At 35.5% G+C, this 21582-nt stretch carries 31 protein-coding genes; 29 read left to right on the forward strand and 2 right to left on the reverse strand.

Annotation, left to right across the window (positions count from 1 at the left end):
• The first annotated feature begins 50 nt into the window (after positions 1 to 50).
• The 22 genes from rpsS (at position 51) to E0W69_RS18490 (ending at position 13163) form a co-directional block, all read left to right on the forward strand.
• Positions 51 to 320, forward strand: a complete 270-nt coding sequence (gene rpsS, locus E0W69_RS18390; RefSeq protein ID WP_131331528.1) for a 30S ribosomal protein S19 — start codon at positions 51 to 53, stop codon at positions 318 to 320.
• Positions 321 to 365: 45 nt separating this feature from the next.
• On the forward strand, positions 366 to 722 hold the full coding sequence (gene rplV / locus E0W69_RS18395; protein WP_131331529.1) for a 50S ribosomal protein L22: 357 nt from the start codon (positions 366 to 368) through the stop codon (positions 720 to 722).
• 57 nt (positions 723 to 779) lie between these two features.
• Positions 780 to 1538 (forward strand): 30S ribosomal protein S3, encoded by a 759-nt coding sequence (gene rpsC, locus E0W69_RS18400; RefSeq protein ID WP_131331530.1) that lies wholly within the window; start codon positions 780 to 782, stop codon positions 1536 to 1538.
• Between the two features lie 97 nt (positions 1539 to 1635).
• Positions 1636 to 2058 carry a 50S ribosomal protein L16 gene (gene rplP, locus E0W69_RS18405; RefSeq protein WP_131331531.1) on the forward strand — a complete coding sequence of 141 codons (423 nt, stop codon included), beginning with the start codon at positions 1636 to 1638 and terminating at the stop codon, positions 2056 to 2058.
• Between the two features lie 59 nt (positions 2059 to 2117).
• Positions 2118 to 2327 (forward strand): 50S ribosomal protein L29, encoded by a 210-nt coding sequence (gene rpmC / locus E0W69_RS18410; protein WP_131331532.1) that lies wholly within the window; start codon positions 2118 to 2120, stop codon positions 2325 to 2327.
• A gap of 90 nt (positions 2328 to 2417) precedes the next feature.
• On the forward strand, positions 2418 to 2675 hold the full coding sequence (rpsQ, locus tag E0W69_RS18415) for a 30S ribosomal protein S17 (protein WP_131331533.1): 258 nt from the start codon (positions 2418 to 2420) through the stop codon (positions 2673 to 2675).
• A gap of 108 nt (positions 2676 to 2783) precedes the next feature.
• Entirely contained in the window at positions 2784 to 3152 is a 369-nt protein-coding gene (rplN, locus tag E0W69_RS18420) for a 50S ribosomal protein L14 (protein WP_131331534.1), read from the forward strand.
• Positions 3153 to 3218: 66 nt separating this feature from the next.
• On the forward strand, positions 3219 to 3557 hold the full coding sequence (gene rplX, locus E0W69_RS18425; RefSeq protein ID WP_131331535.1) for a 50S ribosomal protein L24: 339 nt from the start codon (positions 3219 to 3221) through the stop codon (positions 3555 to 3557).
• Positions 3557 to 4132 (forward strand): 50S ribosomal protein L5, encoded by a 576-nt coding sequence (gene rplE, locus E0W69_RS18430; RefSeq protein ID WP_225321311.1) that lies wholly within the window; start codon positions 3557 to 3559, stop codon positions 4130 to 4132. Before rplX ends, rplE begins: the two co-directional genes overlap by 1 nt.
• A 60-nt stretch (positions 4133 to 4192) precedes the next feature.
• On the forward strand, positions 4193 to 4462 hold the full coding sequence (gene rpsN, locus E0W69_RS18435) for a 30S ribosomal protein S14 (RefSeq protein ID WP_131331536.1): 270 nt from the start codon (positions 4193 to 4195) through the stop codon (positions 4460 to 4462).
• Positions 4463 to 4553: 91 nt separating this feature from the next.
• Positions 4554 to 4955, forward strand: coding sequence for a 30S ribosomal protein S8 (gene rpsH / locus E0W69_RS18440; RefSeq protein ID WP_131331537.1), 402 nt, complete (start codon positions 4554 to 4556; stop codon positions 4953 to 4955).
• Positions 4956 to 5076: 121 nt separating this feature from the next.
• Positions 5077 to 5631 carry a 50S ribosomal protein L6 gene (rplF, locus tag E0W69_RS18445; protein ID WP_131331538.1) on the forward strand — a complete coding sequence of 185 codons (555 nt, stop codon included), beginning with the start codon at positions 5077 to 5079 and terminating at the stop codon, positions 5629 to 5631.
• A 12-nt stretch (positions 5632 to 5643) separates the two neighbouring features.
• Positions 5644 to 6033, forward strand: a complete 390-nt coding sequence (rplR, locus tag E0W69_RS18450; protein ID WP_304487933.1) for a 50S ribosomal protein L18 — start codon at positions 5644 to 5646, stop codon at positions 6031 to 6033.
• A 99-nt stretch (positions 6034 to 6132) separates the two neighbouring features.
• Entirely contained in the window at positions 6133 to 6654 is a 522-nt protein-coding gene (rpsE, locus tag E0W69_RS18455) for a 30S ribosomal protein S5 (RefSeq protein ID WP_131331539.1), read from the forward strand.
• A gap of 67 nt (positions 6655 to 6721) precedes the next feature.
• The gene (gene rpmD / locus E0W69_RS18460) at positions 6722 to 6907 is read left to right on the forward strand and encodes a 50S ribosomal protein L30 (protein WP_131331540.1); all 186 of its coding nucleotides are present in this window, start codon (positions 6722 to 6724) and stop codon (positions 6905 to 6907) included.
• Between the two features lie 110 nt (positions 6908 to 7017).
• Positions 7018 to 7467: a 50S ribosomal protein L15 gene (gene rplO, locus E0W69_RS18465; protein WP_131331541.1), complete on the forward strand. Its 450-nt coding sequence runs from the start codon at positions 7018 to 7020 to the stop codon at positions 7465 to 7467.
• Positions 7468 to 7550: 83 nt separating this feature from the next.
• A complete protein-coding gene (gene secY, locus E0W69_RS18470; RefSeq protein WP_131331542.1) occupies positions 7551 to 8918 on the forward strand; it encodes a preprotein translocase subunit SecY in 1368 nt (455 codons plus the stop codon).
• A 77-nt stretch (positions 8919 to 8995) separates the two neighbouring features.
• Positions 8996 to 9823: a type I methionyl aminopeptidase gene (gene map, locus E0W69_RS18475; protein ID WP_131331543.1), complete on the forward strand. Its 828-nt coding sequence runs from the start codon at positions 8996 to 8998 to the stop codon at positions 9821 to 9823.
• A 63-nt stretch (positions 9824 to 9886) separates the two neighbouring features.
• On the forward strand, positions 9887 to 11113 hold the full coding sequence (locus E0W69_RS18480) for a BaiN/RdsA family NAD(P)/FAD-dependent oxidoreductase (protein ID WP_131331544.1): 1227 nt from the start codon (positions 9887 to 9889) through the stop codon (positions 11111 to 11113).
• Positions 11114 to 11177: 64 nt separating this feature from the next.
• Positions 11178 to 12362 carry a hypothetical protein gene (locus E0W69_RS18485; protein ID WP_131331545.1) on the forward strand — a complete coding sequence of 395 codons (1185 nt, stop codon included), beginning with the start codon at positions 11178 to 11180 and terminating at the stop codon, positions 12360 to 12362.
• 248 nt (positions 12363 to 12610) lie between these two features.
• The gene (locus E0W69_RS20730) at positions 12611 to 12739 is read left to right on the forward strand and encodes a hypothetical protein (RefSeq protein WP_255478210.1); all 129 of its coding nucleotides are present in this window, start codon (positions 12611 to 12613) and stop codon (positions 12737 to 12739) included.
• A 79-nt stretch (positions 12740 to 12818) separates the two neighbouring features.
• On the forward strand, positions 12819 to 13163 hold the full coding sequence (locus E0W69_RS18490; protein ID WP_131331546.1) for a hypothetical protein: 345 nt from the start codon (positions 12819 to 12821) through the stop codon (positions 13161 to 13163).
• A 61-nt stretch (positions 13164 to 13224) separates the two neighbouring features.
• Here the strand turns inward: E0W69_RS18490 and E0W69_RS18495 are convergent, their stop codons facing one another.
• Positions 13225 to 14703: a GH3 auxin-responsive promoter family protein gene (locus E0W69_RS18495; RefSeq protein ID WP_225321312.1), complete on the reverse strand. Its 1479-nt coding sequence runs from the start codon at positions 14701 to 14703 to the stop codon at positions 13225 to 13227.
• 144 nt (positions 14704 to 14847) lie between these two features.
• Here E0W69_RS18495 and E0W69_RS18500 point away from each other — a divergent pair, with 144 nt between their 5' ends.
• The 3 genes from E0W69_RS18500 to rpmA all read left to right on the forward strand — a co-directional run bounded on the left by E0W69_RS18500 (position 14848) and on the right by rpmA (position 16264).
• Complete coding sequence (locus tag E0W69_RS18500) at positions 14848 to 15552, forward strand: ROK family protein (protein ID WP_131331548.1); 705 nt, start codon at positions 14848 to 14850, stop codon at positions 15550 to 15552.
• A 96-nt stretch (positions 15553 to 15648) separates the two neighbouring features.
• A complete protein-coding gene (gene rplU, locus E0W69_RS18505) occupies positions 15649 to 15954 on the forward strand; it encodes a 50S ribosomal protein L21 (RefSeq protein ID WP_131331549.1) in 306 nt (101 codons plus the stop codon).
• Between the two features lie 40 nt (positions 15955 to 15994).
• Complete coding sequence (rpmA, locus tag E0W69_RS18510) at positions 15995 to 16264, forward strand: 50S ribosomal protein L27 (RefSeq protein WP_131331550.1); 270 nt, start codon at positions 15995 to 15997, stop codon at positions 16262 to 16264.
• 123 nt (positions 16265 to 16387) lie between these two features.
• Here rpmA and E0W69_RS18515 read toward each other — a convergent pair whose 3' ends face one another.
• A complete protein-coding gene (locus E0W69_RS18515) occupies positions 16388 to 16891 on the reverse strand; it encodes a YkgJ family cysteine cluster protein (protein ID WP_131331551.1) in 504 nt (167 codons plus the stop codon).
• 50 nt (positions 16892 to 16941) lie between these two features.
• Here E0W69_RS18515 and dgt point away from each other — a divergent pair, with 50 nt between their 5' ends.
• The 4 genes from dgt to E0W69_RS18535 all read left to right on the forward strand — a co-directional run bounded on the left by dgt (position 16942) and on the right by E0W69_RS18535 (position 21561).
• Positions 16942 to 18303, forward strand: coding sequence for a dGTP triphosphohydrolase (gene dgt, locus E0W69_RS18520; RefSeq protein WP_225321313.1), 1362 nt, complete (start codon positions 16942 to 16944; stop codon positions 18301 to 18303).
• Between the two features lie 111 nt (positions 18304 to 18414).
• Entirely contained in the window at positions 18415 to 19392 is a 978-nt protein-coding gene (locus tag E0W69_RS18525; RefSeq protein ID WP_131331552.1) for an SDR family NAD(P)-dependent oxidoreductase, read from the forward strand.
• Positions 19393 to 19467: 75 nt separating this feature from the next.
• Complete coding sequence (gene lptB, locus E0W69_RS18530) at positions 19468 to 20277, forward strand: LPS export ABC transporter ATP-binding protein (protein ID WP_131331553.1); 810 nt, start codon at positions 19468 to 19470, stop codon at positions 20275 to 20277.
• 123 nt (positions 20278 to 20400) lie between these two features.
• Positions 20401 to 21561, forward strand: coding sequence for a 1-deoxy-D-xylulose-5-phosphate reductoisomerase (locus tag E0W69_RS18535; RefSeq protein WP_131331554.1), 1161 nt, complete (start codon positions 20401 to 20403; stop codon positions 21559 to 21561).
• The last annotated feature ends 21 nt before the right edge of the window (positions 21562 to 21582 follow it).

The raw sequence follows: 21582 nt of genomic DNA on the forward strand, positions 1-21582 counted from the left end.
ATTGCCCAATTTGAATAAGTTGGATAAATAAACAAAAAGCAAAATAGAATATGCCTCGTTCAATTAAAAAAGGTCCTTACATTGATTTTAACTTAGAAGCAAAAGTTATTGCAATCAACGAAGGAACTGCAAAAAAATCTGTTATCAAGACTTGGAGCCGTAGATCTACTATTTCTCCTGACTTTGTAGGACACACATTTGCAGTACACAACGGCAACAAATTTATTCCTGTATACGTTACAGAATTTATGGTTGGCCACAAATTAGGTGAATTTGCTCCAACAAGAAACTTCAGAGGTCACGCTGGTAGCAAAAAATAGTTTTAAGTAAATCGCCTTTTTTAAGAAGGCATACAACTAAAGAAAATGGAAGCAGTAGCTAAATTAAGAAATTATCCTACAGGTCCTCGCAAAATGCGTTTGTTGGCTGATGTAATCCGCGGAATGGAAGTGGAAAAAGCACTTAACATTTTGGAATTCCATCCTCAAACGAATTCAGTGCCTTTAGCAAAATTGCTAAAGAGTGCAATTGCCAATTGGGAACAAAAAAACAATGGTGAAAGCGCAGCTGATGCAAACCTTATTGTTAAAACTGTATTTGTAGATGGTGGTCGTACATTGAAACGTATGCGTCCAGCACCTCAAGGTCGTGGTTACAGAGTACGTAAACGTAGCAACCACGTTACTTTAGCAGTAGACAAAAAAGCTGTAGATAATAAATAAATAATTATAACCAGTGTGTATGTCACATGAGATACACACTATTATCAAACTTACGAAATGGGTCAAAAAGCAAATCCAATTGGTAACAGGTTAGGTATCATCCGTGGATGGGAAAGTAACTGGTATGGTAGCAAAAAAGAATATGCTAACCGTTTGATCGAGGATAACAAAATCAGAAAATACCTTACTGCTCGTATCAGCAAAGGTGGTATCGCTAGAATTGTTATCGAACGTACTTTAGGTAAATTGATCGTTACTATACATACTTCTAAACCAGGTATTATCATTGGTAAAGGTGGTAGTGAAGTGGATCGTATCAAAGAAGAATTGAAAAAATTGACTGGCAAGTCTGATGTTCAAATCAACATTCTTGAAATACGTCGTCCAGAAACTGATGCAGCTATCGTAGCAGATACAATCGCTCGTCAAATCGAAAACCGTATTAATTACAAACGTGCTATTAAAATGGCGATCGCTTCTGCATTACGTATGGGTGCTGAAGGTATCAAAGTTAAAGTTGGCGGCCGTCTAGGTGGTGCTGAAATAGCTCGTCGCGAAGAAATTAAGCAAGGTCGTGTACCTCTACATACTTTCCGTATGGATATTGATTATTCTAACGTATATGCAATGACTGTATATGGAAAAATCGGTATTAAAGTTTGGATTTGTAAAGGTGAAGTTCTTGGAAAAAGAGATTTAAACCCTAATATCTTAAGTGGTAAAGATGCTGCTAACGATAGAAGAGGTGGATTCGAAGATCGTCGCGGTAACAATGATCGCCGTGGTGATAGAAGAGAACGTAGACATAACAATTAATATCTGATTCAGTCGAAAGACTGGATTATGAAATTAAATATTACTTAATCGAACGTATTAAAATGTCTTTTTCATTAAAGACTAAGGAGGGCTAATAATGTTACAGCCAAAAAGAACAAAACACAGAAAATCACAAAAAGGACATCCTCGCAATGTTACCAAGAGAGGAGCTACCATCGAATTTGGTTCTTATGCCTTAAAAGCAATTGAGCCAATTTGGATGAATAACCGTCAATTGGAGGCAGCTCGTCAGTCTTTGACACGTGCTATGAACCGTGAAGGTAACGTTTGGATTAGAATATTTCCTGATAAACCTATTACTCGTAAACCAGCTGCGGTACGTATGGGTAAAGGTAAAGGTAACCCTGAATTTTGGGCTGCTGTAGTCGATCCAGGTCGTATCATATTTGAAGTGGATGGCGTATCTCTTGAGGTAGCTAAAGAAGCTTTCAGATTAGCTTCTCAAAAACTTCCAATTAAAACCAAAATGGTTATTAGAAGAGACTTGGTAACTGATTAATAAAAAAGTTCATTTACCCTCAAAAGTAAGTGACAGAACAATATTCAAATATAAATACCATGGCAAATAAAGCTGTAGAATTTAATAAAAGCCTTCAAGGATTAAGCGCTGAAGATTTGAATGCAAGACTTGTTGAAGAAGAATTGCGTTTGAAAAAAGTAGAATTTGCACATGCAATTTCTCCTTTGGAAAATCCAATGACGATCCGTAGCCTTAGAAGGGATATTGCCCGTATAAAAACTGCCTTGGCTGCGAAGTCAAAAGCTTAATTTTAAAGAAGAACGAGCGCATTTTTCTGCGCTTGCATAGGCAAAGAAAAAATAGTGCTCGACAGAGCGTAAAGCTTAAAATATAGTATAATGGCTGAAAGAAATTTGCGTAAAACAAGAATAGGTGTTGTTAGCAGCAACAAAATGACAAAATCAATCACAGTTGCTGTTGAAAGAAAAGTAAAACACCCTATTTATGGTAAGTTCCTTAAAAAAACTACCAAATTCCATGCTCACGATGAAAACAATGAATGTAACATCGGAGATACTGTAAAGATCATGGAAACTCGTCCTCTTTCTAAAACGAAACGTTGGAGATTGGTGGAAATCGTTGAAAAAGCTAAATAGTTTTTACAACACATGCTGTTGCAGATTCAAATACATTGTGACAGCCTCTGAATAAAGTTAATCATTGCTCGACGATACATAGTATCAGAGAGCTAAAAGTAAAATAAAATGATTCAGCAAGAAAGTAGGCTAAATGTAGCCGACAATAGTGGAGCAAAAGAAGTACTTTGTATTCGTGTTCTTGGCAACTCTGGTCAAGATTATGCTCATATTGGAGACAAAATAGTTGTTACTATTAAGTCTGCTATACCAGCAGGTAACGTAAAAAAAGGTACTGTTTCCAAAGCTGTAATTGTACGTACCAAAAACAAATTGCGTCGTAAAGATGGATCTTATATCCGTTTCGATGACAATGCAGTAGTATTATTGAATGCTTCTGATGAACCTCGTGGTACACGTATCTTCGGACCAGTAGCGCGTGAATTGCGTGATAAAGGTTATATGAAGATTATATCTTTGGCTCCAGAAGTATTGTAGTATCAATGAAACTACGCTAAATAATATTTTTCATTTTTTTAAATTATCCCATAAGGGATCCAGGGTATGAGTAATAGATTTAAACCCAAATACAATATAAAAAAAGGCGATCAAGTTGTAATCATCGCAGGTGATGATAAAGATTTGAAAAAACCACGTACTGTATTGGAAGTAATTTTGGATAAAGGTCGTGTATTAGTTGAAGGAGCTAATATCGTAACTAAACATACTAAACCTTCTGCTCAAAATACTAAAGGTGGTATTGTAAAAGTAGAAGCTCCAATTGCCATCAGCAATGTCCAACTGTGGGATGCTAAAGCTGGTGCTCCGACTAAAGTTAAACGTACACGCCAAGACGGTAAAGTAATTCGTATTTCTAAAAAATCAGGGGAGGCTATAAAATAATGAGTACTGTAACTTACATTCCAAGGTTAGCAACTAAGTACAAAAATGAAGTTGTACCTGCCTTGGCTAAAAAATTCGAATACAAAAGCACCATGCAGGTTCCTAAATTGGAAAAAATCTGTATTAATCGTGGTGTTAATGGTGCAGTGGCTGATAAGAAATTAGTAGAAGTTTCTGTAGAAGAATTGACTTCTATTTCTGGTCAAAAAGCTGTACAAACTTTAAGTAAAAAAGATATTTCTAACTTTAAATTACGTAAAGGAATGCCAATCGGCGCTCGTGTAACTTTACGTGGCGTTAAGATGTATGAGTTCTTAGATCGTTTGATCTCTGTAGCTTTACCTCGTGTACGTGATTTTAAAGGTGTGAGTGATAAAGCATTCGACGGTAGAGGTAACTATACACTTGGTGTTACTGAACAAATCATTTTCCCAGAAATTGATATTGATAAAGTAACTAAGATTTCTGGTATGGATATCACTTTCGTTACTTCTGCTGCAAATAACGAAGAAGCATACGAATTGCTTAAAGCATTAGGTATGCCATTCAAAAATGCAAAGAAAGATAACAATTAATCATTTCATTTATTAGTGCCTTTCAAGGGCACTGATAATATTTAAATAGTGTAATTTATTATGGCTAGAAAATCAATTATCGCCAGACAAAAGAAAAGAGAAGAACTTGTAGCTAAGTTTGCTGATAAACGTGCAGCTCTTAAAGAAGCAGGTGATTACGCAGCTTTGGACAAATTACCTCGTAATGCGTCTCCAGTAAGATTGAAAAATCGTTGTCAATTGACTGGTCGTCCAAAAGGATATATGCGTTATTTTGGCTTAGCTCGTGTTATGTTCCGTGACATGGCTCTAGATGGTAAAATCCCAGGCGTTAAAAAAGCAAGCTGGTAAGCTATCTTTTGAAAGATATTTCTTTCTTCATTTTTTTATTAAATTTTTATTTCCAAAATTCCTTCTTAAGGAAGGTTAGGAGGTTTATTATATGTTAACTACAGATCCAATTGCTGATTTCCTTACTAGAATACGTAATGCTCAAATGGCAGGCCACCGTATTGTAGAAATTCCAGCGTCTAATCTAAAAAAACGTATTACTGAGATTTTGTATGATCAAGGTTACATTTTGAAATACAAATTCGAAGACGACAGCAAACAAGGTTTGATCAAAATCGCGTTGAAATATGACGTAGATACTAAACAACCTGCTATCAGAGTTTTAGAAAGAATCAGCCGTCCAGGTTTACGTCAATATTCTAAACCAGCTGATTTCAAAGCTGTTTTCAATGGTTTAGGTATCGCTATCATCTCTACATCTAAAGGTGTGATGACTGACAAGCAAGCAAAAAAAGAAAATGTTGGTGGTGAGGTTTTGTGCCGCATTTATTAATATTTTATTTATATGCGAAGATCTTGTATCTTCGCGCGCTCAAAAACTCCTGATACATTAAGGTGGACATACACATCTGATCGGTTGGGAGTTATTTTTAAATATATAAAACATATATTGTATGTCTCGTATTGGTAGAAGTCCAATCGCGCTTGCAAAAGGCGTGACTGTGAATGTTGCTAAAGATAACACAATCACAGTAAAAGGTCCAAAAGGTGAATTGATTCAAACTGTTGATAGCGATATCACGGTAGAAGTTAAAGATGAGCATATCTATCTAACTCGTCCTACTGATCAAATTCGTCATCGTGCATTGCATGGCTTATATCGTGCATTGTTGCATAACATGGTAGTAGGTGTATCTGAAGGTTATACAAAACAATTGGAATTGGTCGGTGTAGGTTATAAAGCCGCTAACCAAGGTAATGTTTTGGATTTATCTTTAGGTTATTCTCACAACATCATCATTGATGTTCCTAGTGAATTGAAAGTAACTACTCTTACTGAAAAAGGTAAAAATCCTTTGATTACATTAGAAAGTTATGATAAACAATTATTAGGTCAGGTCGCTGCTAAGATCCGTAGTCTTCGTAAACCAGAACCTTACAAAGGAAAAGGTGTTAAATACGTGGGTGAATTTATCCGTCGTAAAGCTGGTAAAGCTGCTGGTAAATAATTTTAAAAATAGATGCTTACGGCAACTTCCGTAAGCTTTAAATATAGCATAATGGCAAAAATTTCTAATAAACAAAAGATTCGTTACCGTATCCGCACTAAAATTAGCGGTACTGCAACAAGACCTCGTTTGGCTGTTTTTCGTAGTAATTCTGATATTTATCTTCAATTGATTAATGATGAAGAAGGGATCACTATCGCTGCTGCATCTACAAGAGATAAAGATATCGCTGCTCAAAAAGTAACTAAAAGCGAAAAATCTAAATTGGCTGGTGCTGCGATCGCTCGTAAAGCAACAGAAATTGGAATCGGTTCTATAGTTTTTGATCGTGGTGGTAATTTATATCACGGACGTGTTAAAGCTGTAGGTGATGGAGCTCGTGAAGGCGGTCTTCAATTCTAAAATATTTCATTTTTGATTTACGATTATCCTAGTCGTGAATCTGGAAGTAAACATTCCACATGATAGTGGATAATTCGTATATCGTAATCGTATTAAGAAATGTCTAAAGTAAACGAAAATAAAATAAAAACTACAGGCGATTTGGAATTGAAAGAGAAAGTAGTTTCCATCAATCGTGTAGTAAAAACAACTAAAGGTGGTCGTACATTTTCCTTCTCTGCATTAGTAGTAGTAGGTAATGGTAACGGTATTGTTGGTCAAGGTCTTGGTAAAGCTAAAGAAGTTCAAGAAGCTATTACTAAAGGTATTGATGATGCAAAGAAAAGCCTTATTAAAGTACCTGTACGTGGTGGTACTATCCCTCACGAACAATTAGCTAAATCTGGTGCTGCGAAAGTATTGGTTAAACCAGCTGCAACTGGTACCGGTGTAATCGCAGGAGGTAGCATGCGTGCCGTTTTGGAAAGCGCAGGTGTTACTGACGTATTGGCTAAAAGCTTAGGGTCTGCTAATCCTCAAAACGTGGTTAAAGCTACGATCAATGCATTAGCTCTTTTGCGCGAACCAATCCAAATTGCTAAAAAACGTAACATTAAATTGAGCAAAGTATTTAACGGATAATTTATTCTGTTGTAATATTTTACTTTATTTATAACAATATTCATACACCCTTCCAAAAGGTAACTATATGGCAAAGATTAAAGTAACTCAGGTTAAGAGCGGTATCGATCGTCCTGAGCGTCAAAAAAGAACTTTGAAGGCTTTAGGTCTTAAAAAACTTAACGCTTCTAAAGAAATTGAAGCTACTCCTCAAATTTTAGGTATGGTTAACGCAGTTAGCCATCTTGTAAAAGTTGAAAATATTGGAGAATAAGTTTCTTTAAATGTTTTTTATAGCTAATATGCATTTTTTGCGTATTAGCTTTTCTAGTTTTATATTTTTTAATCGCGAGGGGAGATTCCCCGTTAGTAAAAATCAAGGTAATGAAATTACACAATTTACAACCTGCAAAAGGTTCAATCCAAAAGAAAAAACGTTTAGGTAAAGGTGAAGCATCTGGTAAAGGTGGTACATCTACGAAAGGTAACAAAGGTGCACAAAGCCACGCTAGCTGGAAAATCAAAATTGGTTTCGAAGGTGGTCAAATGCCAATCCAACGTCGTACACCAAAACGTGGTTTCAAAAATCCAAATCATATTGAGTATAAAGTGTTCAACTTATCTCAAATTGAATCTTTGGTTGAAAAATATGGAATTAAAGAATTCACTTTGGACAACTTGTATGCTAATGCATTAATTAGCCGTACTGACAAAGTTAAAATTCTTGCAAACGGAGAAATCGCTTCTGCAGTAACCTTCAAAGTACACGCAGCAAGTGAAAAAGCTAAAGCAGCTGTTGAAGCAGCTGGAGGAAGTATTGAAATTATTAAATAATTTTTCCGATATTCGCCGGGCGCAAGCAAGATTTGCCTGCGTCCTTTTAGCTTAATGGTATTTATACTTTCAAAACCACTTCAGTGAAAAAATTTATTCAAAATATTAAAAACATTTGGGATATCGAGGAATTAAGAAGCAAAATCCTTGTTACCCTTGTTTTGGTTTTAGTTTATCGTTTTGGGACTCAGATTGTACTACCAGGTATTGATCCTAATAAAATACAAGCTGCAGCAGCTAATACGCGTAACAACGGTCTTTTAGGACTATTTGATACGTTTGCTGGTGGTGCATTTGCACAAGCTTCTATTTTGGCTTTAGGTGTGATGCCTTATATTTCGGCTTCTATTTTTATGCAATTAATGACCGTCTTGGTTCCTCAATTGCAAAAAATTCAAAAAGAAGGTGCTAGTGGTCAGAAAAAAATCAATCAATGGACGCGTTATTTAACAGTAATCGTTACGATTTTTCAAGCGGGAGCTTATGTAGCTTATTTGAAAAGTCCTGGTTATGCTGATGCATTGATTCCTGCATATTCTTCTTATTTCTTTGTTTCTACTATTATCATTTTAACTGCAGGTACATTATTTGTAATGTGGTTAGGTGAAAGAATACAAGATAAAGGTTTGGGTAATGGTACTTCTATCATTATCATGGTAGGTATCTTAGCTCGTTTACCACAAGCAATAATTCAAGAATTCCAAGCTAAGCAAGTTAAAGGTGCCGGTGGATTGTTAGTATTCTTGATTGAAGTTGGTATTTTGGTTGCAATTATTATGGGTTTGATCATCTTAGTTCAAGGTGTAAGAAAAGTGCCTGTAACGTATGCAAAACAAATTACTGGTAATAAACAAGTTGGTGGTGCTAGACAATTTTTACCATTGAAAGTAAATAGTGCTGGTGTAATGCCGATCATATTTGCGCAAGCGATTATGTTCTTACCTACATTGGTTTCTTTTACTAATTTGGATGCAAAATCAGGTATCATCGCAATATTCAGTGATCATAGTAATCCTTGGTATATGGTTATCTATGCGGTTATGGTGATTGGTTTTACCTTCCTTTATACTGCATTGATATTCAATCCTAAGCAAATGAGTGAAGATCTTAGAAGAAGCAATGGTTTTATTCCTGGTATTCAACCTGGTCAACCAACTGCCGATTTTATTGGAGCGATTATGGATAGAATTACATTCCCAGGTGCTGTATTTCTAGCCTTGGTGGGTATTCTTCCTGGATTTGCACAAAAATTGGGAGTTACGCAAGCATTCAGTTCTTTCTTCGGAGGTACTTCTTTATTGATTATGGTTGGTGTTGTTTTGGATACATTACAACAAATCGAAACACATTTGTTAATGCGCCAATACGACGGATTGATGAAAGGTGGTTCTCGTATCCATGGAAGACAGTCAATGACAACAGGCATTGCTGCTGGTATCGATAACAATTAGTATTTAATATTTGTAATTATAAACAACCTGTTAGGAGTATTCTAACAGGTTGTTGTTTTTTAGGAGGTAAGTTTATCATGTTGATAATAAAAAAAGATGAAGAAGTTGCTATAATGCAACAGAATGCAAGATTGGTAAGTTCGATGTTAGGTGAGGTTGCAAGTGTATTGAAACCTGGTATGACAACGATGCAGATTGATAAAATGTGTGCAGATATGATTGCAGACTTGAAGGGTGTGCCTACATTTTTGCATTATGGTGGATATCCGCATAATTGTTGTGCGTCAGTCAATGATGTGGTTGTTCATGGTTTTCCTAATGATGTAGAATTAAAAGATGGAGATATTGTATCCATCGACCTCGGTATTACCAAAGATGGTTATGTTGGCGAACATGCCTATTCTTTCATCATTGGTGAAGTGAGCGATGAAATCTTACAATTGGTGCGTGTGACTAAAGAATCCCTTTATATGGGTATTGCAAAAGCGATTAATGGAAATCGTGTGGGAGATATTTCGTATGCAATTGAAGAGCATACGCAAAAAAAATATGGTTACGGTGTTGTACGTGAATTAGTTGGTCATGGATTGGGTAAAACCATGCATGAAGATCCTTATGTACCAAATTATGGAAGGAGAGGAACTGGACCTAAATTGAAAGAAAATTTAACCATTGCGATTGAGCCAATGATTAATTTGGGAACAAGACAAGTGTACACGGATAAAGATGGTTGGACAATTAGAACGGCTGATGGAATGCCATCTGTACATTTTGAACACGATGTCTGTGTTAAAAAGAATCATCCATTAATTCTTTCTGATTATTCTTTGATTGAAGAGAAAGAAGTTAAGAATCCTAATTTGAATACCTCTTATTTCAAAGATTTCAAAATGCCTGTATTGTAATTTGATAAATATTTATACAAATGCAGAATATTTTACGCAATATTCTGCATTTTTGTTTTACGTATGTCTGTATATTCTGCAATTGTAATTGGTGGTGGTGCGGCTGGTTTTTTTACAGCAATCAATATTGTTGAAAATCAACCAGATGCAAAAGTTTTGATTATTGAAAAATCGACCAAATTGCTTTCTAAAGTTAAAGTGAGTGGTGGTGGTCGTTGTAATGTAACACATTTCGGTTTGGATTTACCTGAATTAGTGAAACGTTATCCGCGAGGAAAGAATTTTTTGAAAAAAGCATTTCATCAATTTAATACTTTAGATACGGAAAAATGGTTTGGAAATCATAGCGTAAAGTTACATGCCGAAAAAGATGGGCGAATGTTCCCAAGTACAAATGATTCTCAAACGATTATTGATTGTTTTTTAGCTGCGGTCAATAAATTACAAATTGAGATTAGAATAAATGTTGCGGTAGAATCCATAGTAAAAGAGGCAGAATATTTTAGTCTATTCACGTCCAAAGGCGAATTTAGAGCAAAAAATGTAGTTCTAGCATGTGGTGGATTTCCTAAAAAAGAACAGTTTGGATGGATTGAAAAATTGGGTTTGAAAATCAACGCTCCTGTTCCTTCACTATTTACCTTCAACATTCCTAATAATTCCCTTTCCAAATTAATGGGATTAAGTGTTCCGAATGCTAGAGTAAAAATTGCGGGTTCCAAATTAGTAGAAAATGGTCCATTGCTTATTACGCATTGGGGATTGAGCGGCCCTGTTGTGTTGAGACTTTCAGCTTGGGGGGCGCGAGAATTAGCAGAAAAGAATTATACATTTTCTATTGGAGTAAATTGGTTGGGAGAGATTAATGAAAATGAACTAAGAGAAAATTGGGTGGATCTCCGCAATCAATTTGCAAAGCAAAATATTGGCAAACATAATCCTTGGGAAATACCCAATCGGCTTTGGTTATATTTCTTGGAAACTGCGGATATTTCTCTTAATTCCAATTGGGCAGAATTAAAATCTGCACAACAAAATAAATTAATCCAAATACTTACCAATCAATCATTTGAAATCAAAGGTAAAACAACTTTCAAAGAAGAATTTGTTACTTGCGGAGGGGTTGATTTGCAAGAAATTGATGCCAATACGATGCAATCCAAAAAAATCGAAGGGCTATATTTTGCTGGTGAAATTATGGACATTGATGGGATTACTGGAGGCTTTAATTTCCAAAATGCATGGACAACTGGATGGATTGCTGCGAAGAATATAAGTAATCATATATAGCGTAGTTCATACTATATTAAACTTGCTAGAGATGCAAATGTCAAATCGTGAATACTGACATTTTATGAAAATCCCCGGACTATTTAAAACCTTTATTTTTCTTTGTTTAATATTTTGTAGTTGTGCCCGAGAGTTAAGTCTTGAGACGAATAATAACAAAGCGTCTGGATATCTAACCTCTGTCAATGTTCATGGAGATTATACTTTAGGTACGAATCTGACGGACAGTAATTATCTTACCGTATCAGCAATGTTTAATTCTCCAGGTAATTATAATATTGGGACGGATACGGTCTATGGTTATTGGTTTGCAGCTAGTGGATATATTTCTCACACAGGAATTTCTGATTTTCATATACCTAGTTTTGGTACGTTTTTAAAGGATGCCAATGCTGATTTTATAATACATTTTGATACGTCAATTTTACCTTTTTCAATTACTCCTTTATCAGCGGCATACGTCTTTGATGCTCCGTCTGGAAATTGTCCTACTATGGAAGTTTTTGGTACGTATAAACAAGGTGTTTCTTTGGCAACATCTGATTCTGTACGTATTCCTATAATAGTTACTCGCACAGGAAAATATACGATTCAGACATCAACCGTCAACAATATTCAATTCCATGATAGTGGCTCATTTGTGCATCTTGGGAAAGATACGCTTACCCTATACGGTAGCGGAACTCCAGCCACTATAGGAACTTACAATATACCCATTTCTGTGAGTAGTACTGCTTGCGATATTTCAATCCCAGTTGTTCCGAAAATTGATATGACCATGTACTGGTATTTTACAGCAGAGGGTGTGGTTCATAATGGATATATTCCAGATAGTTTGGTTATTGGAGGTACTGCTAACGATATAGAAATGATAGGTATTTCCGGTAAGGTGTTACCAGATAGTACCAATTCTGAATATGTTTATCCTTTTACATTAGGTTTTGGGCGAATCAAGAGCGATATTATACCAGGGACATATATTCCAAGTGCCCTACCATATAGTGATTTTTTTGCGTTATTTAGTCAATCCCATGCTACTACCTCGACAACTTATACCGCAACCGTTTATCTACCAGGCTTTTCCATTCAATTGTTAGAGATTGATAAGTCTAGCGGCTTTGTTCGTGGTACATTTAGTGGACCGGTACACAAAACGGCGGATGCAAATCCGTTTTTTCCTCAGGAAGATAATAGTCCAGTCGTAAATATAACGGAGGGATATTTTCAAGGTTATCTAAAAAAGAAGTAAAAATTATAAATGTCTTTTAGAAATTTTAAATATAAAAAAATGAAAAAGACCTTCTTACTCGTTGTGCTTATTCAATTATTCCTACTTAAAGGAATGGCGCAGTCAAAAGTTACAAGGTATTGTACTGTTGACGTACAATTTTTTTTACATCTAAAATAAAAAGTGTTTTTTCTGAAGGATCAATTGATTCTTTATTTAAATTTACAGATACTACCATTGTAAATGAACTGCGGGATAAAATACCTAATATGAATTTACTGCCCGATTTATTGAATTTTATGGCAGCGCATAAATGGGAGTTATTCAAAATAGATTCTGGATATAGGAATGTTTATATTTTCAAGCGAGAATTTGATGCGTCTGAGATCAAAAAATAATATCGGCTTTCCTACTCTTTAAATCTAAGTGCTATATTTTAAATAAATATTTATCCAAAATTTTAAATCACCTATTGAAATGAAGATCAAATTATTACTACTTGCCATTACAACAATGCTCATTATTTCTTGTAAAAAAGAAGTCATTACCCAGACACAGAGCCAGGTTTCTGCTAGTAACCTTGCCAAAGCTCTTGGCGTGGAGCAAAATAAATTGTACAGCGGTTATTCAATTGTCGTTACAAATTCTAGTAATAGCATGTCCAATAATGGAAGTTCGCTTATGATAACAAGTGATGGATTTATTATTATTAGTTCTGCGACTAATGGGTCAACAAGCAGTGTTACGTATAACTTAGGAGAAATGAAATCCTACCAAATTATGAATTTTTCTACCATAAAAGATCTCTATTTATATTATTAAAACCTGTTCACATTTTGATATAAGATCGTCAAGATTACTAGCTTTTTTGCGCCAATTTGTATTATAATTTAAACTTCTCCATTGCTTCTGCAATCTTTCGGTCATTGCTCAATCTTGGTAATTTATTTTGCCCACCAAGTTTGCCGATTGATTTCATGTAATTGATAAAGCCATCTTTTTGAATGGGCGTAATATGCAATTTTTGCAAAATATTGCCTTTGATAAGATCGTCGTAATATTCATTTCGGCTACGCAAATGATTATCTAAAGTTTCGACAAACGCAGTTAGGTTTTCTGGCATTTTGGTAAATTCAATAAACCATTCATGGTAGCTTTGTCCATCACCTTGTACGACCATTGGTGCAATGGTAAATTCCGTAATTTCCACATTGTGTTCTTCCGAGGCTTTTGCTATTGCCCAATCGACTTCCTCGCCAATTACATGCTCTCCAAAAGCGGAAATAAAATGTTTTATTCTACCTGTTACATTGATTCGATAAGGTTGTAGGCTTATAAATTTGACCGTATCTCCAATCAAATAACCCCAAAGTCCAGCATTGCTATTAATTACCAATGCATAATTTTTATCCAACTCTACCTCTCCCAGATGCAAACGTGTTGGATTTTCATCAAAAATTTCTTCTGTTGGAATAAATTCGTAAAAGATACCTGCGTTCGTATTTAAAAGTAATCCCTCATTTTCCATATTGTCCTGAAAGGCAATAAATCCTTCACTTGCTGGATAGAGTTCAACAGTATCAACAGATTTACCAATGGAATCAAATAATTTCTTTTTATACGGATCAAAATTGACACCTCCATATACCATAACCGAAAAATTAGGGAAAATGTCCTTTATTTTTTTATCCGTTTTGGCTATTAAACGATCAAAATACATTTGCATCCAAGGTGGAATCCCACTGATTAAAGTCATGTCTTTGGAAATCGTTTCTTCTACAATTTTGTCCAATTTTTGCTCCCAATCATCGACACAATTGGTATCATAACTTGGCATTTGATTTTTGGTCAAATAGGATGGAATGTGATGATTGACTATACCACTCAAGCGCCCGGTTGGAATGCCGTTGGTATCATGCAAAATCGGCGAACCACTTAAAAATATCAGTTTGCCATCGACAAATTGTGCATTACCTGAATTGGTGATATATGCTAATAATGCATTGCGCGCACCATTTATATGATTAGAAATAGATTCTTTTGTTATTGGGATATATTTCACGCCACTAGTCGTTCCACTTGTTTCTGCAAAATAAATCGGACGTCCCTCCCAAAGAATATTGTATTCCCCTTTTACAATGCGGTCGATGTAAGGACGTAGCCCCTCATAATCTTTGACGGGAATGGCCTCCTTGAAATCTACATAATTACGAATGGAACTGAAATGATGATCTTTGCCAAATTGTGTGTGCATTGCTTTTCCCACCAATTCGGACATTATTTGTAATTGTATTTCTACCGCTTTGTCCGCAGCGACACGCAATTTTTTGGTTGCAAATTTTGCGTAAGGCTTTGATATCATTGATTTTAATCCCATTGTAATGCGCTTAATTGTCGCAAATATAAAAAATGACAATGGCAATCGAGATTTAACTTTTAGGCAAATATTAAAATAAAATCGGTCCGGAAATATTCATTACCTTTCCAATGAAACATCTTAGTTTTTATGAAAACAATCAAAAAAATTCTCTCTATAGACATTGGTGGTACAAATATTAAATCTTCTGTTTTAGATGCTGATGGTAAATTACTTACAGAGTATAAAAAATTACCCACGCCTAATCCTGCCACGCCCAATGCGGTTATAAAAGTTATTAAAAAATTGACGGAAGGCTGGGATTATGATGTTATAGCCTCTGGATTTCCTGGTTATTTAAAAGAGGGTGTCGTTTTTACTGCTCCCAATTTAGGTACAGAAGTTTGGAAGGGATGTAAATTTCAAGATTTATTGGCCAAGTCTTTTGGGAAGCCTGCACGTGTGGTGAATGATGCAGATATGCAAGGTTTGGGTATTATGTCTGGTAAAGGTTTTGAAATTGTCGTGACTTTGGGTACGGGATTTGGATCGGCATTTTTCTATAATGGTGTTTTGTTGCCCCACATGGAAGTGGCGCATCATCCTATAAAAAAGGATAAAACTTACGACGAATATATCGGTCAGAAAGCATTTGATAAGGCTGGAAAAAAACGTTGGAATGAACATTTGAAATTCATTATTCAGACATTGAAAACCGTCTATAACTATGATACGCTATATCTTGGAGGCGGTAATGCAAAGAAAATTGATTTCGAATTGGATAAAAATATTAAGATCGTAACGAATGAAGAAGGGATTGACGGTGGCGCTAAATTGTGGCAACAAAAAGCCTAACGTTGCTGTCGCAAATGTTTTTTTTCACAAAATTGAAGTTTTTTTTCGTTTTATGTGGAAAACATCTTACTTTTGCACTCCTAATTTTTTAAAGTCATGTTTGTAGTTGTAAAAATAGCTGGTCAGCAATTTAAAGTGCAAGAAGGAGATACTTTGTATGTTCCGCACCTGACCGCAAGTAACGGTGATAATGTAGAGTTCAACGACGTATTGTTGGTAGATGCTGATGGCAAACTTACATTGGGTGCTGATATTAAAAGTATCGTAAAAGCAGAAGTTGTTAACGCCCTTGTACAGGATGATAAGGTGATCGCTTACAAACAAAAAAGACGTAAAGGTTTCCGTAAAAAAATCGGACACAGAACTCAATTTACGCAGATCAAAATCAATAGCATCGCGTAATTTCAATTTTTAATTTTTAATAGTCTTAATCTAAAATATTATGGCACACAAAGTTGGTGAAGGTTCCGTAAAAAACGGACGTGATTCCAGAAGCAAACGTTTAGGTGTTAAAGTGTATGGTGGTCAACCTGCATCTGCTGGTAATATTATTTTGCGCCAAAGAGGTACAGAATATCACCCAGGTAAAAATGTAGGTATTGGTAATGATTTTACTATATATGCACTTACTGACGGTATTGTAGAATTTAAAAAAGGTCGTGAACGCAGAACTTATGTATCTGTTGTTGCTCCTGCTACAGCAGAAGCTTAGTTCTTCTTTTTTAATACATACAAGCTTTTAAAAAATTTTTAGCGACTGTACATTGTGCAGCCGCTATTTTTGTTTGTGCGAAAATTGATCTTGTGAGATACGGTTTAGATGTACATAAATGATTTATTGAAAAGAAACTTCTGCTTTTAACTGCTCTACTACGTTGTAGATAATGGGACATCGACCGTAATGCATGAAAATGGTAAATAATCTTTTTTTGAACATAGGCTTGTGTAAAGCTGGAAATTCTCTACAACCATCAAATCGATATTCATAAACCGTGCATTTATTTTCAGAGAGGAAATGACAAGGTATACAATTTACAATACGTCGATCACTATGATCACTTTTTTCAATGTATTGTGCATCAAATTTTTCTAAAGGCATATTCAAATGATCTGCTAATCTTTCTGCTTCAGACGGTTCCACATTAATCATCAATGTTTTACAGCAATTACCACAAATCGTACAATCGATTTTAGGTTCTATGATTTCATTTATTTGAAAAACCATCTTATCAAGTTCGTCTAATTCAAAACCACTTAGAAATGTTCTAAATCGCTCGTTTTCTGCTATTTTTCTTTCTGACTCTAAAGATAAATAGGTAAGATCTGTCTGTAATTGCATGGAAAAATGTAAACTGCAAAGGTATTGAAACAATAGTATATTTTTGTTTTATGGCAATAGATTTGAATAAGTTGTATTCCGCAGCACGTACCGGCGCTGTTTCAAATAAGGTGTTGGCAGATGTGCGTTCTGATTTTCAACGTGATTACGATAGGATTATATTTTCCGCTGCATTTAGAAGATTGCAAAACAAAACGCAAGTTTTTCCATTGCCTGGAAGTGTATTTGTACATAATCGGTTGACGCATTCATTGGAGGTTGCATCAGTTGGACGCTCTTTTGGTACGCTTGCAGGAGACTTTATTGCCTCGAAATATGCTTCAGATTTATCGGAAAATAGTAAAGAATTTTACAAATACAGTTTAAATAGTGTGATCGCGGCGGCAAGTCTTTGTCATGATATCGGCAATCCTGCATTTGGACATTCAGGAGAGGATGCTATTGCTAGTTATTTTATCCAAAATGGTAAACAATTATCCTCTTTTTTCTCCGAAAAAGAATGGGCTGATTTTACACATTTCGAAGGAAATTCTAATGCTATCAGAATACTGACTCAACAACAATCTGGCAAATCCGAAGGTGGGTTGATGTTGACCTATTCGACGCTTGCAGCAATTATGAAATATCCATGTGAAGCATCGGCTTCCACAAAAAAGGAAATTCATCGTAAAAAATTTGGCTTTTTTCAGGCGGAAAAGGAGATTTTTTTGAATATAGCTAGCGCTACGCAAATGAAAAAATTATCTGAAGAGCCGACCATATTTGCACGTCATCCATTTGTATGGTTGGTGGAGGCCGCAGATGATATTTGTTACAGTATTATTGATTTAGAAGATGCGCATCGTTTAGGTATCATTGATCATTCGTCTTGTGTTGCGATTTTGTCTGATTTAATTACAGAATTAGATGCTGGAGCAAAGCAAAAAATAGATGCTAAAAGAAAAATAATTTCCGATAAAAATGATTTTGTCAGTTATCTCAGATCTAAATGCATTGGCTTGTTGATCAAGCATGCAACGGATATTTACATGCAAAATTGGGAATCGATCGCAGAGGGTAATTATCATATTCCACTTTTGGATAGTATCAAAAATCAATGTGTTGCATTGAAACAAATCGAACAATTTTCTATCGAAAATATCTATGATTATTCTGCAGTAGTGGAGATTGAAAATGCAGGATATAATGTGATGTATGAATTATTAGATCATTTTATTCCGCCTATTTTAAAGGAAAATTTATCTAAATCAGAAGAAAAAGCATTGAAACTTTTACCCAAACAATTTCTTTACGATGATAATTATTACCAAAAAGTGCTAGGTGTTTTAGATTATATTTCTGGAATGACCGACAATTATGCCACCGAATTATATCGCAAAATCAAAGGTATAGAGATAGGAAAGATAAGATAATGTGAAAGTTATCTCCATCTACAATTTGTACAATCTTTTGTCAAATTCGTCCACTTTTTTAATGATATTGTTGGCTTAGTTTTGTCGATAGATTCATCAAAATAAAAATTTATGACCGACAATTTATCGCCAGAAAATAGTAGAAGAAAATTTGTAAAAAATGCTGCGAGTTTAGCTTCTTTAGCAGCAATTGCAGGGTTGGCTTCTAACCCATTAAGTGCAGATGCACACACGAATTCACCTAAAGATAAGAAGACTAAAATCGCAGTAGTTACAGGTGCTGCACGTGGAATGGGACGTTCTATTTGTTTAGCATTGGCCAAAGAAGGTATGACTATTCACGGTATAGATATTTTGGATAAAGTCAGTAATGTGGTAGAATACAAACCATCTACACCTGCCGATATTTTAGAAACGCAAAAATTGGTGGAAGCCGCTGGTCAGAAATTTACCTACTCTAAGGCGGATATAAGGGATCTCGCTGCATTGAATAAAGTTGCGGCTGAGTTGAAAGCAAAATATGGACATGTTGATGTTTTAGTTGCAGATGCAGGAGTGCAAGCTTTTAGCTCTATTGTAGATTCTACCCCAGAACATTGGAATACAATTATAGGAACAAATGTTATCGGTACGGCAAATACGATGATAGCATTCTTGCCTTTGATCATTCCTCAAAAAATGGGTAAAGTTGTTATTCTTGCTTCAACACAAGGTATGAGAGGTATGTGGAATGGTGCAGCTTATGCAGCTTCAAAATGGGGATTGGTGGGTCTTGCTAAGTCTGTTGCTATTGAAATGGGTCCTCATCATATCAATGTAAATGTGGTCGTTCCCGGATTAGTCAATACCGAAATGACACATAATCTTAAACGTTGGCAAGTGGCAATGGGACCAGGATATGAAAATGCTCAGGTTACCGAAGCGCAAGTATCAGAAGTTTTATCCAAAAAAGATGCCTTAGGGTTACCTTGGGTAGAAGCGGACGATATCGCACCAGCAGTCGTGTTTCTAACATCTGATGCGGCAAATAAGATTACTGGTGCAGTGTACGACGTTGCAGCAGGTACAAGTACGGTATATACGTCATAATCTATTTTTAAAATTACATAAGATAGCAAGGTTTTCAGGTTAATCAATATCTTTGTTTCCTAAAAATACAGGAAGTTGAGTTTAACCATAAAAACAAATGAATTAGTAAAGATTTATCACAATAGAACGGTGGTGAGTCACGTATCTGTTCAGGTAAGTCAAGGGGAGATCGTCGGTTTGCTTGGTCCAAATGGAGCAGGTAAAACGACGACTTTTTATATGGTCGTGGGTTTGATACAGCCAGAAGAAGGATCTGTTTACCTAAATGAGGAAGATATCACAAAACTTCCTATGTATAAAAGAGCACAATTGGGCATTGGATATTTGCCGCAAGAAGCGTCTGTATTTCGAAAGTTGAGCGTAGAAGATAATATTATGGCGATTTTGGAAATGACCAAATTATCCAAATCTGAACGTGCTGAGAAATTAGAATCGCTGTTGAATGAATTCGGTTTGCAACACGTACGCAAAAATAATGGGGATAGTTTGAGTGGTGGTGAACGACGTCGTACGGAAATAGCGAGAGCATTAGCTATCGATCCAAAATTTATCTTGTTAGATGAGCCATTTGCAGGAGTCGATCCCATTGCCGTAGAAGATATTCAAAGTGTGGTTGCCAAATTGAAATATAAAAATATCGGTATTCTCATTACCGATCACAATGTAAATGAGACGCTTTCCATCTGTGATAGAGCGTATCTTTTGATTGATGGTAAAATATTTAAACACGGAACTGCCGAACAATTAGCTGAAAACGAACAAGTTAGGCGTTTGTATTTAGGTACTAATTTTGAATTAAAACGTAAAGATTGGATTTTGGAAATGGGAAAAACCAATGGTCAGAGTTTGCATATTAAAGAAGAAGAAAAAGAATCAGAGTCTTAATCGGAATTAAAAATGTGAATGTATTGGCTAAATAACTTATCATTCATAATTCATAACTCTTTTCCTATTAACCATTAACTTTGCGTACAATCCAATATATTAGCATAAAGATTTTTATATAAAATGAGTCAAACAAAAAGAATCGCTCTTTTCGGATCAACAGGATCTATCGGTAAACAAGCATTAGAAGTTGTTGAGGCACATCCTGATTTGTTTTCTGTGGCGATTTTGACTGCCGCGAGCAACGCTGACCTATTAATCAAACAAGCACTAAAATTTAATCCCAAAATTGTTGTCATCGTTGATGATAGCAAATATAATTATATCAAAGATGCTTTAAAAAGCACGGGTATCACGGTATTGGCAGGAGAGGATGCTTTGTTAGAAACAGCAGGCAATGATTGCTATGATGTCATGTTAGAAGCAATTGTAGGCTATGCAGGACTTTTACCTACGATTAAAGCCATTGAAATAGGTAAACCTGTCGCTTTGGCAAATAAAGAAACCTTGGTCGTTGCCGGTGATTTAGTTATGCAAATGGCAGCGGCGAAACGTGTTCCAATTATTCCCGTAGATAGCGAGCATAGTGCGATTTTCCAATGTTTAATTGGAGAAGGAAAGAATAAAATTGAAAAAATTATATTGACCGCAAGTGGTGGTCCATTTTTGGGTAGAAAACCTAATTTTTTGGTCAATGTAAAAAGAGATCATGCATTGGAGCATCCCAATTGGCGTATGGGCGCTAAGATTTCCATTGACTCTGCAACTTTGATGAATAAAGGTTTGGAAATGATTGAAGCGAAATGGCTTTTTAATCTTAAACCGGAGCAAATTGAAGTCGTTGTGCATCCGCAAAGTATCATTCATAGTATGGTAATGTTTGAAGATGGCGCGATCAAAGCACAAATGGGATTGCCTGATATGAAATTGCCGATTCAATATGCATTGTCATTTCCCCAAAGATTACATTCCGATTTTCCAAGATACAATTTCCGTAGACCAGACACTTTAACTTTTGAAGAGCCTGATTACAAAACATTTAGAAATCTTTCTTTAGCGATTGAAGCGTTGAAAAAAGGTGGAAATCTACCTTGTATTATGAATGCAGCTAATGAGATTGCGGTATACGCATTTTTACATAACCGAATTGGATTTTTGGATATTACAGACGTGGTGGAACAAGCCATGACAAAAATCAAATTCATTGAAAAACCTTCTTTAGAAGATTATATTGACAGTGACGGAGAAGCGAGAAGTTTTGCCGCATCCATTGTAAGATTATAAAGCGGAAAACGATTATTTTTT

The sequence above is a fragment of the Rhizosphaericola mali genome (assembly GCF_004337365.2).
Taxonomy (GTDB): Bacteria; Bacteroidota; Bacteroidia; order Chitinophagales; family Chitinophagaceae; genus Rhizosphaericola; species Rhizosphaericola mali.

Excerpts from the sequence above, each read along its gene's own strand:
- E0W69_RS18480 (WP_131331544.1), top strand. The coding sequence starts at position 9,887 with ATGTCTGTATATTCTGCAATTGTAATTGGTGGTGGTGCGGCTGGTTTT.
- rpmD (WP_131331540.1), top strand. The coding sequence starts at position 6,722 with ATGGCAAAGATTAAAGTAACTCAGGTTAAGAGCGGTATCGATCGTCCT.
- rpsQ (WP_131331533.1), top strand. The coding sequence starts at position 2,418 with ATGGCTGAAAGAAATTTGCGTAAAACAAGAATAGGTGTTGTTAGCAGC.
- E0W69_RS18485 (WP_131331545.1), top strand. The coding sequence starts at position 11,178 with ATGAAAATCCCCGGACTATTTAAAACCTTTATTTTTCTTTGTTTAATA.
- rplN (WP_131331534.1), top strand. The coding sequence starts at position 2,784 with ATGATTCAGCAAGAAAGTAGGCTAAATGTAGCCGACAATAGTGGAGCA.
- rpsH (WP_131331537.1), top strand. The coding sequence starts at position 4,554 with ATGTTAACTACAGATCCAATTGCTGATTTCCTTACTAGAATACGTAAT.
- rplO (WP_131331541.1), top strand. The coding sequence starts at position 7,018 with ATGAAATTACACAATTTACAACCTGCAAAAGGTTCAATCCAAAAGAAA.
- rplF (WP_131331538.1), top strand. The coding sequence starts at position 5,077 with ATGTCTCGTATTGGTAGAAGTCCAATCGCGCTTGCAAAAGGCGTGACT.
- rplP (WP_131331531.1), top strand. The coding sequence starts at position 1,636 with ATGTTACAGCCAAAAAGAACAAAACACAGAAAATCACAAAAAGGACAT.
- rpsN (WP_131331536.1), top strand. The coding sequence starts at position 4,193 with ATGGCTAGAAAATCAATTATCGCCAGACAAAAGAAAAGAGAAGAACTT.
- rplE (WP_225321311.1), top strand. The coding sequence starts at position 3,557 with ATGAGTACTGTAACTTACATTCCAAGGTTAGCAACTAAGTACAAAAAT.
- rpmA (WP_131331550.1), top strand. The coding sequence starts at position 15,995 with ATGGCACACAAAGTTGGTGAAGGTTCCGTAAAAAACGGACGTGATTCC.
- E0W69_RS18495 (WP_225321312.1), bottom strand. The coding sequence starts at position 14,703 with ATGATATCAAAGCCTTACGCAAAATTTGCAACCAAAAAATTGCGTGTC.
- map (WP_131331543.1), top strand. The coding sequence starts at position 8,996 with ATGTTGATAATAAAAAAAGATGAAGAAGTTGCTATAATGCAACAGAAT.
- E0W69_RS18515 (WP_131331551.1), bottom strand. The coding sequence starts at position 16,891 with ATGCAATTACAGACAGATCTTACCTATTTATCTTTAGAGTCAGAAAGA.
- rpsC (WP_131331530.1), top strand. The coding sequence starts at position 780 with ATGGGTCAAAAAGCAAATCCAATTGGTAACAGGTTAGGTATCATCCGT.
- E0W69_RS20730 (WP_255478210.1), top strand. The coding sequence starts at position 12,611 with ATGAATTTACTGCCCGATTTATTGAATTTTATGGCAGCGCATAAATGG.
- rplU (WP_131331549.1), top strand. The coding sequence starts at position 15,649 with ATGTTTGTAGTTGTAAAAATAGCTGGTCAGCAATTTAAAGTGCAAGAA.
- E0W69_RS18490 (WP_131331546.1), top strand. The coding sequence starts at position 12,819 with ATGAAGATCAAATTATTACTACTTGCCATTACAACAATGCTCATTATT.
- dgt (WP_225321313.1), top strand. The coding sequence starts at position 16,942 with ATGGCAATAGATTTGAATAAGTTGTATTCCGCAGCACGTACCGGCGCT.
- rplX (WP_131331535.1), top strand. The coding sequence starts at position 3,219 with ATGAGTAATAGATTTAAACCCAAATACAATATAAAAAAAGGCGATCAA.
- rpsE (WP_131331539.1), top strand. The coding sequence starts at position 6,133 with ATGTCTAAAGTAAACGAAAATAAAATAAAAACTACAGGCGATTTGGAA.
- E0W69_RS18500 (WP_131331548.1), top strand. The coding sequence starts at position 14,848 with ATGAAAACAATCAAAAAAATTCTCTCTATAGACATTGGTGGTACAAAT.
- rpmC (WP_131331532.1), top strand. The coding sequence starts at position 2,118 with ATGGCAAATAAAGCTGTAGAATTTAATAAAAGCCTTCAAGGATTAAGC.
- rpsS (WP_131331528.1), top strand. The coding sequence starts at position 51 with ATGCCTCGTTCAATTAAAAAAGGTCCTTACATTGATTTTAACTTAGAA.
- rplR (WP_304487933.1), top strand. The coding sequence starts at position 5,644 with ATGCTTACGGCAACTTCCGTAAGCTTTAAATATAGCATAATGGCAAAA.
- E0W69_RS18525 (WP_131331552.1), top strand. The coding sequence starts at position 18,415 with ATGACCGACAATTTATCGCCAGAAAATAGTAGAAGAAAATTTGTAAAA.
- E0W69_RS18535 (WP_131331554.1), top strand. The coding sequence starts at position 20,401 with ATGAGTCAAACAAAAAGAATCGCTCTTTTCGGATCAACAGGATCTATC.
- rplV (WP_131331529.1), top strand. The coding sequence starts at position 366 with ATGGAAGCAGTAGCTAAATTAAGAAATTATCCTACAGGTCCTCGCAAA.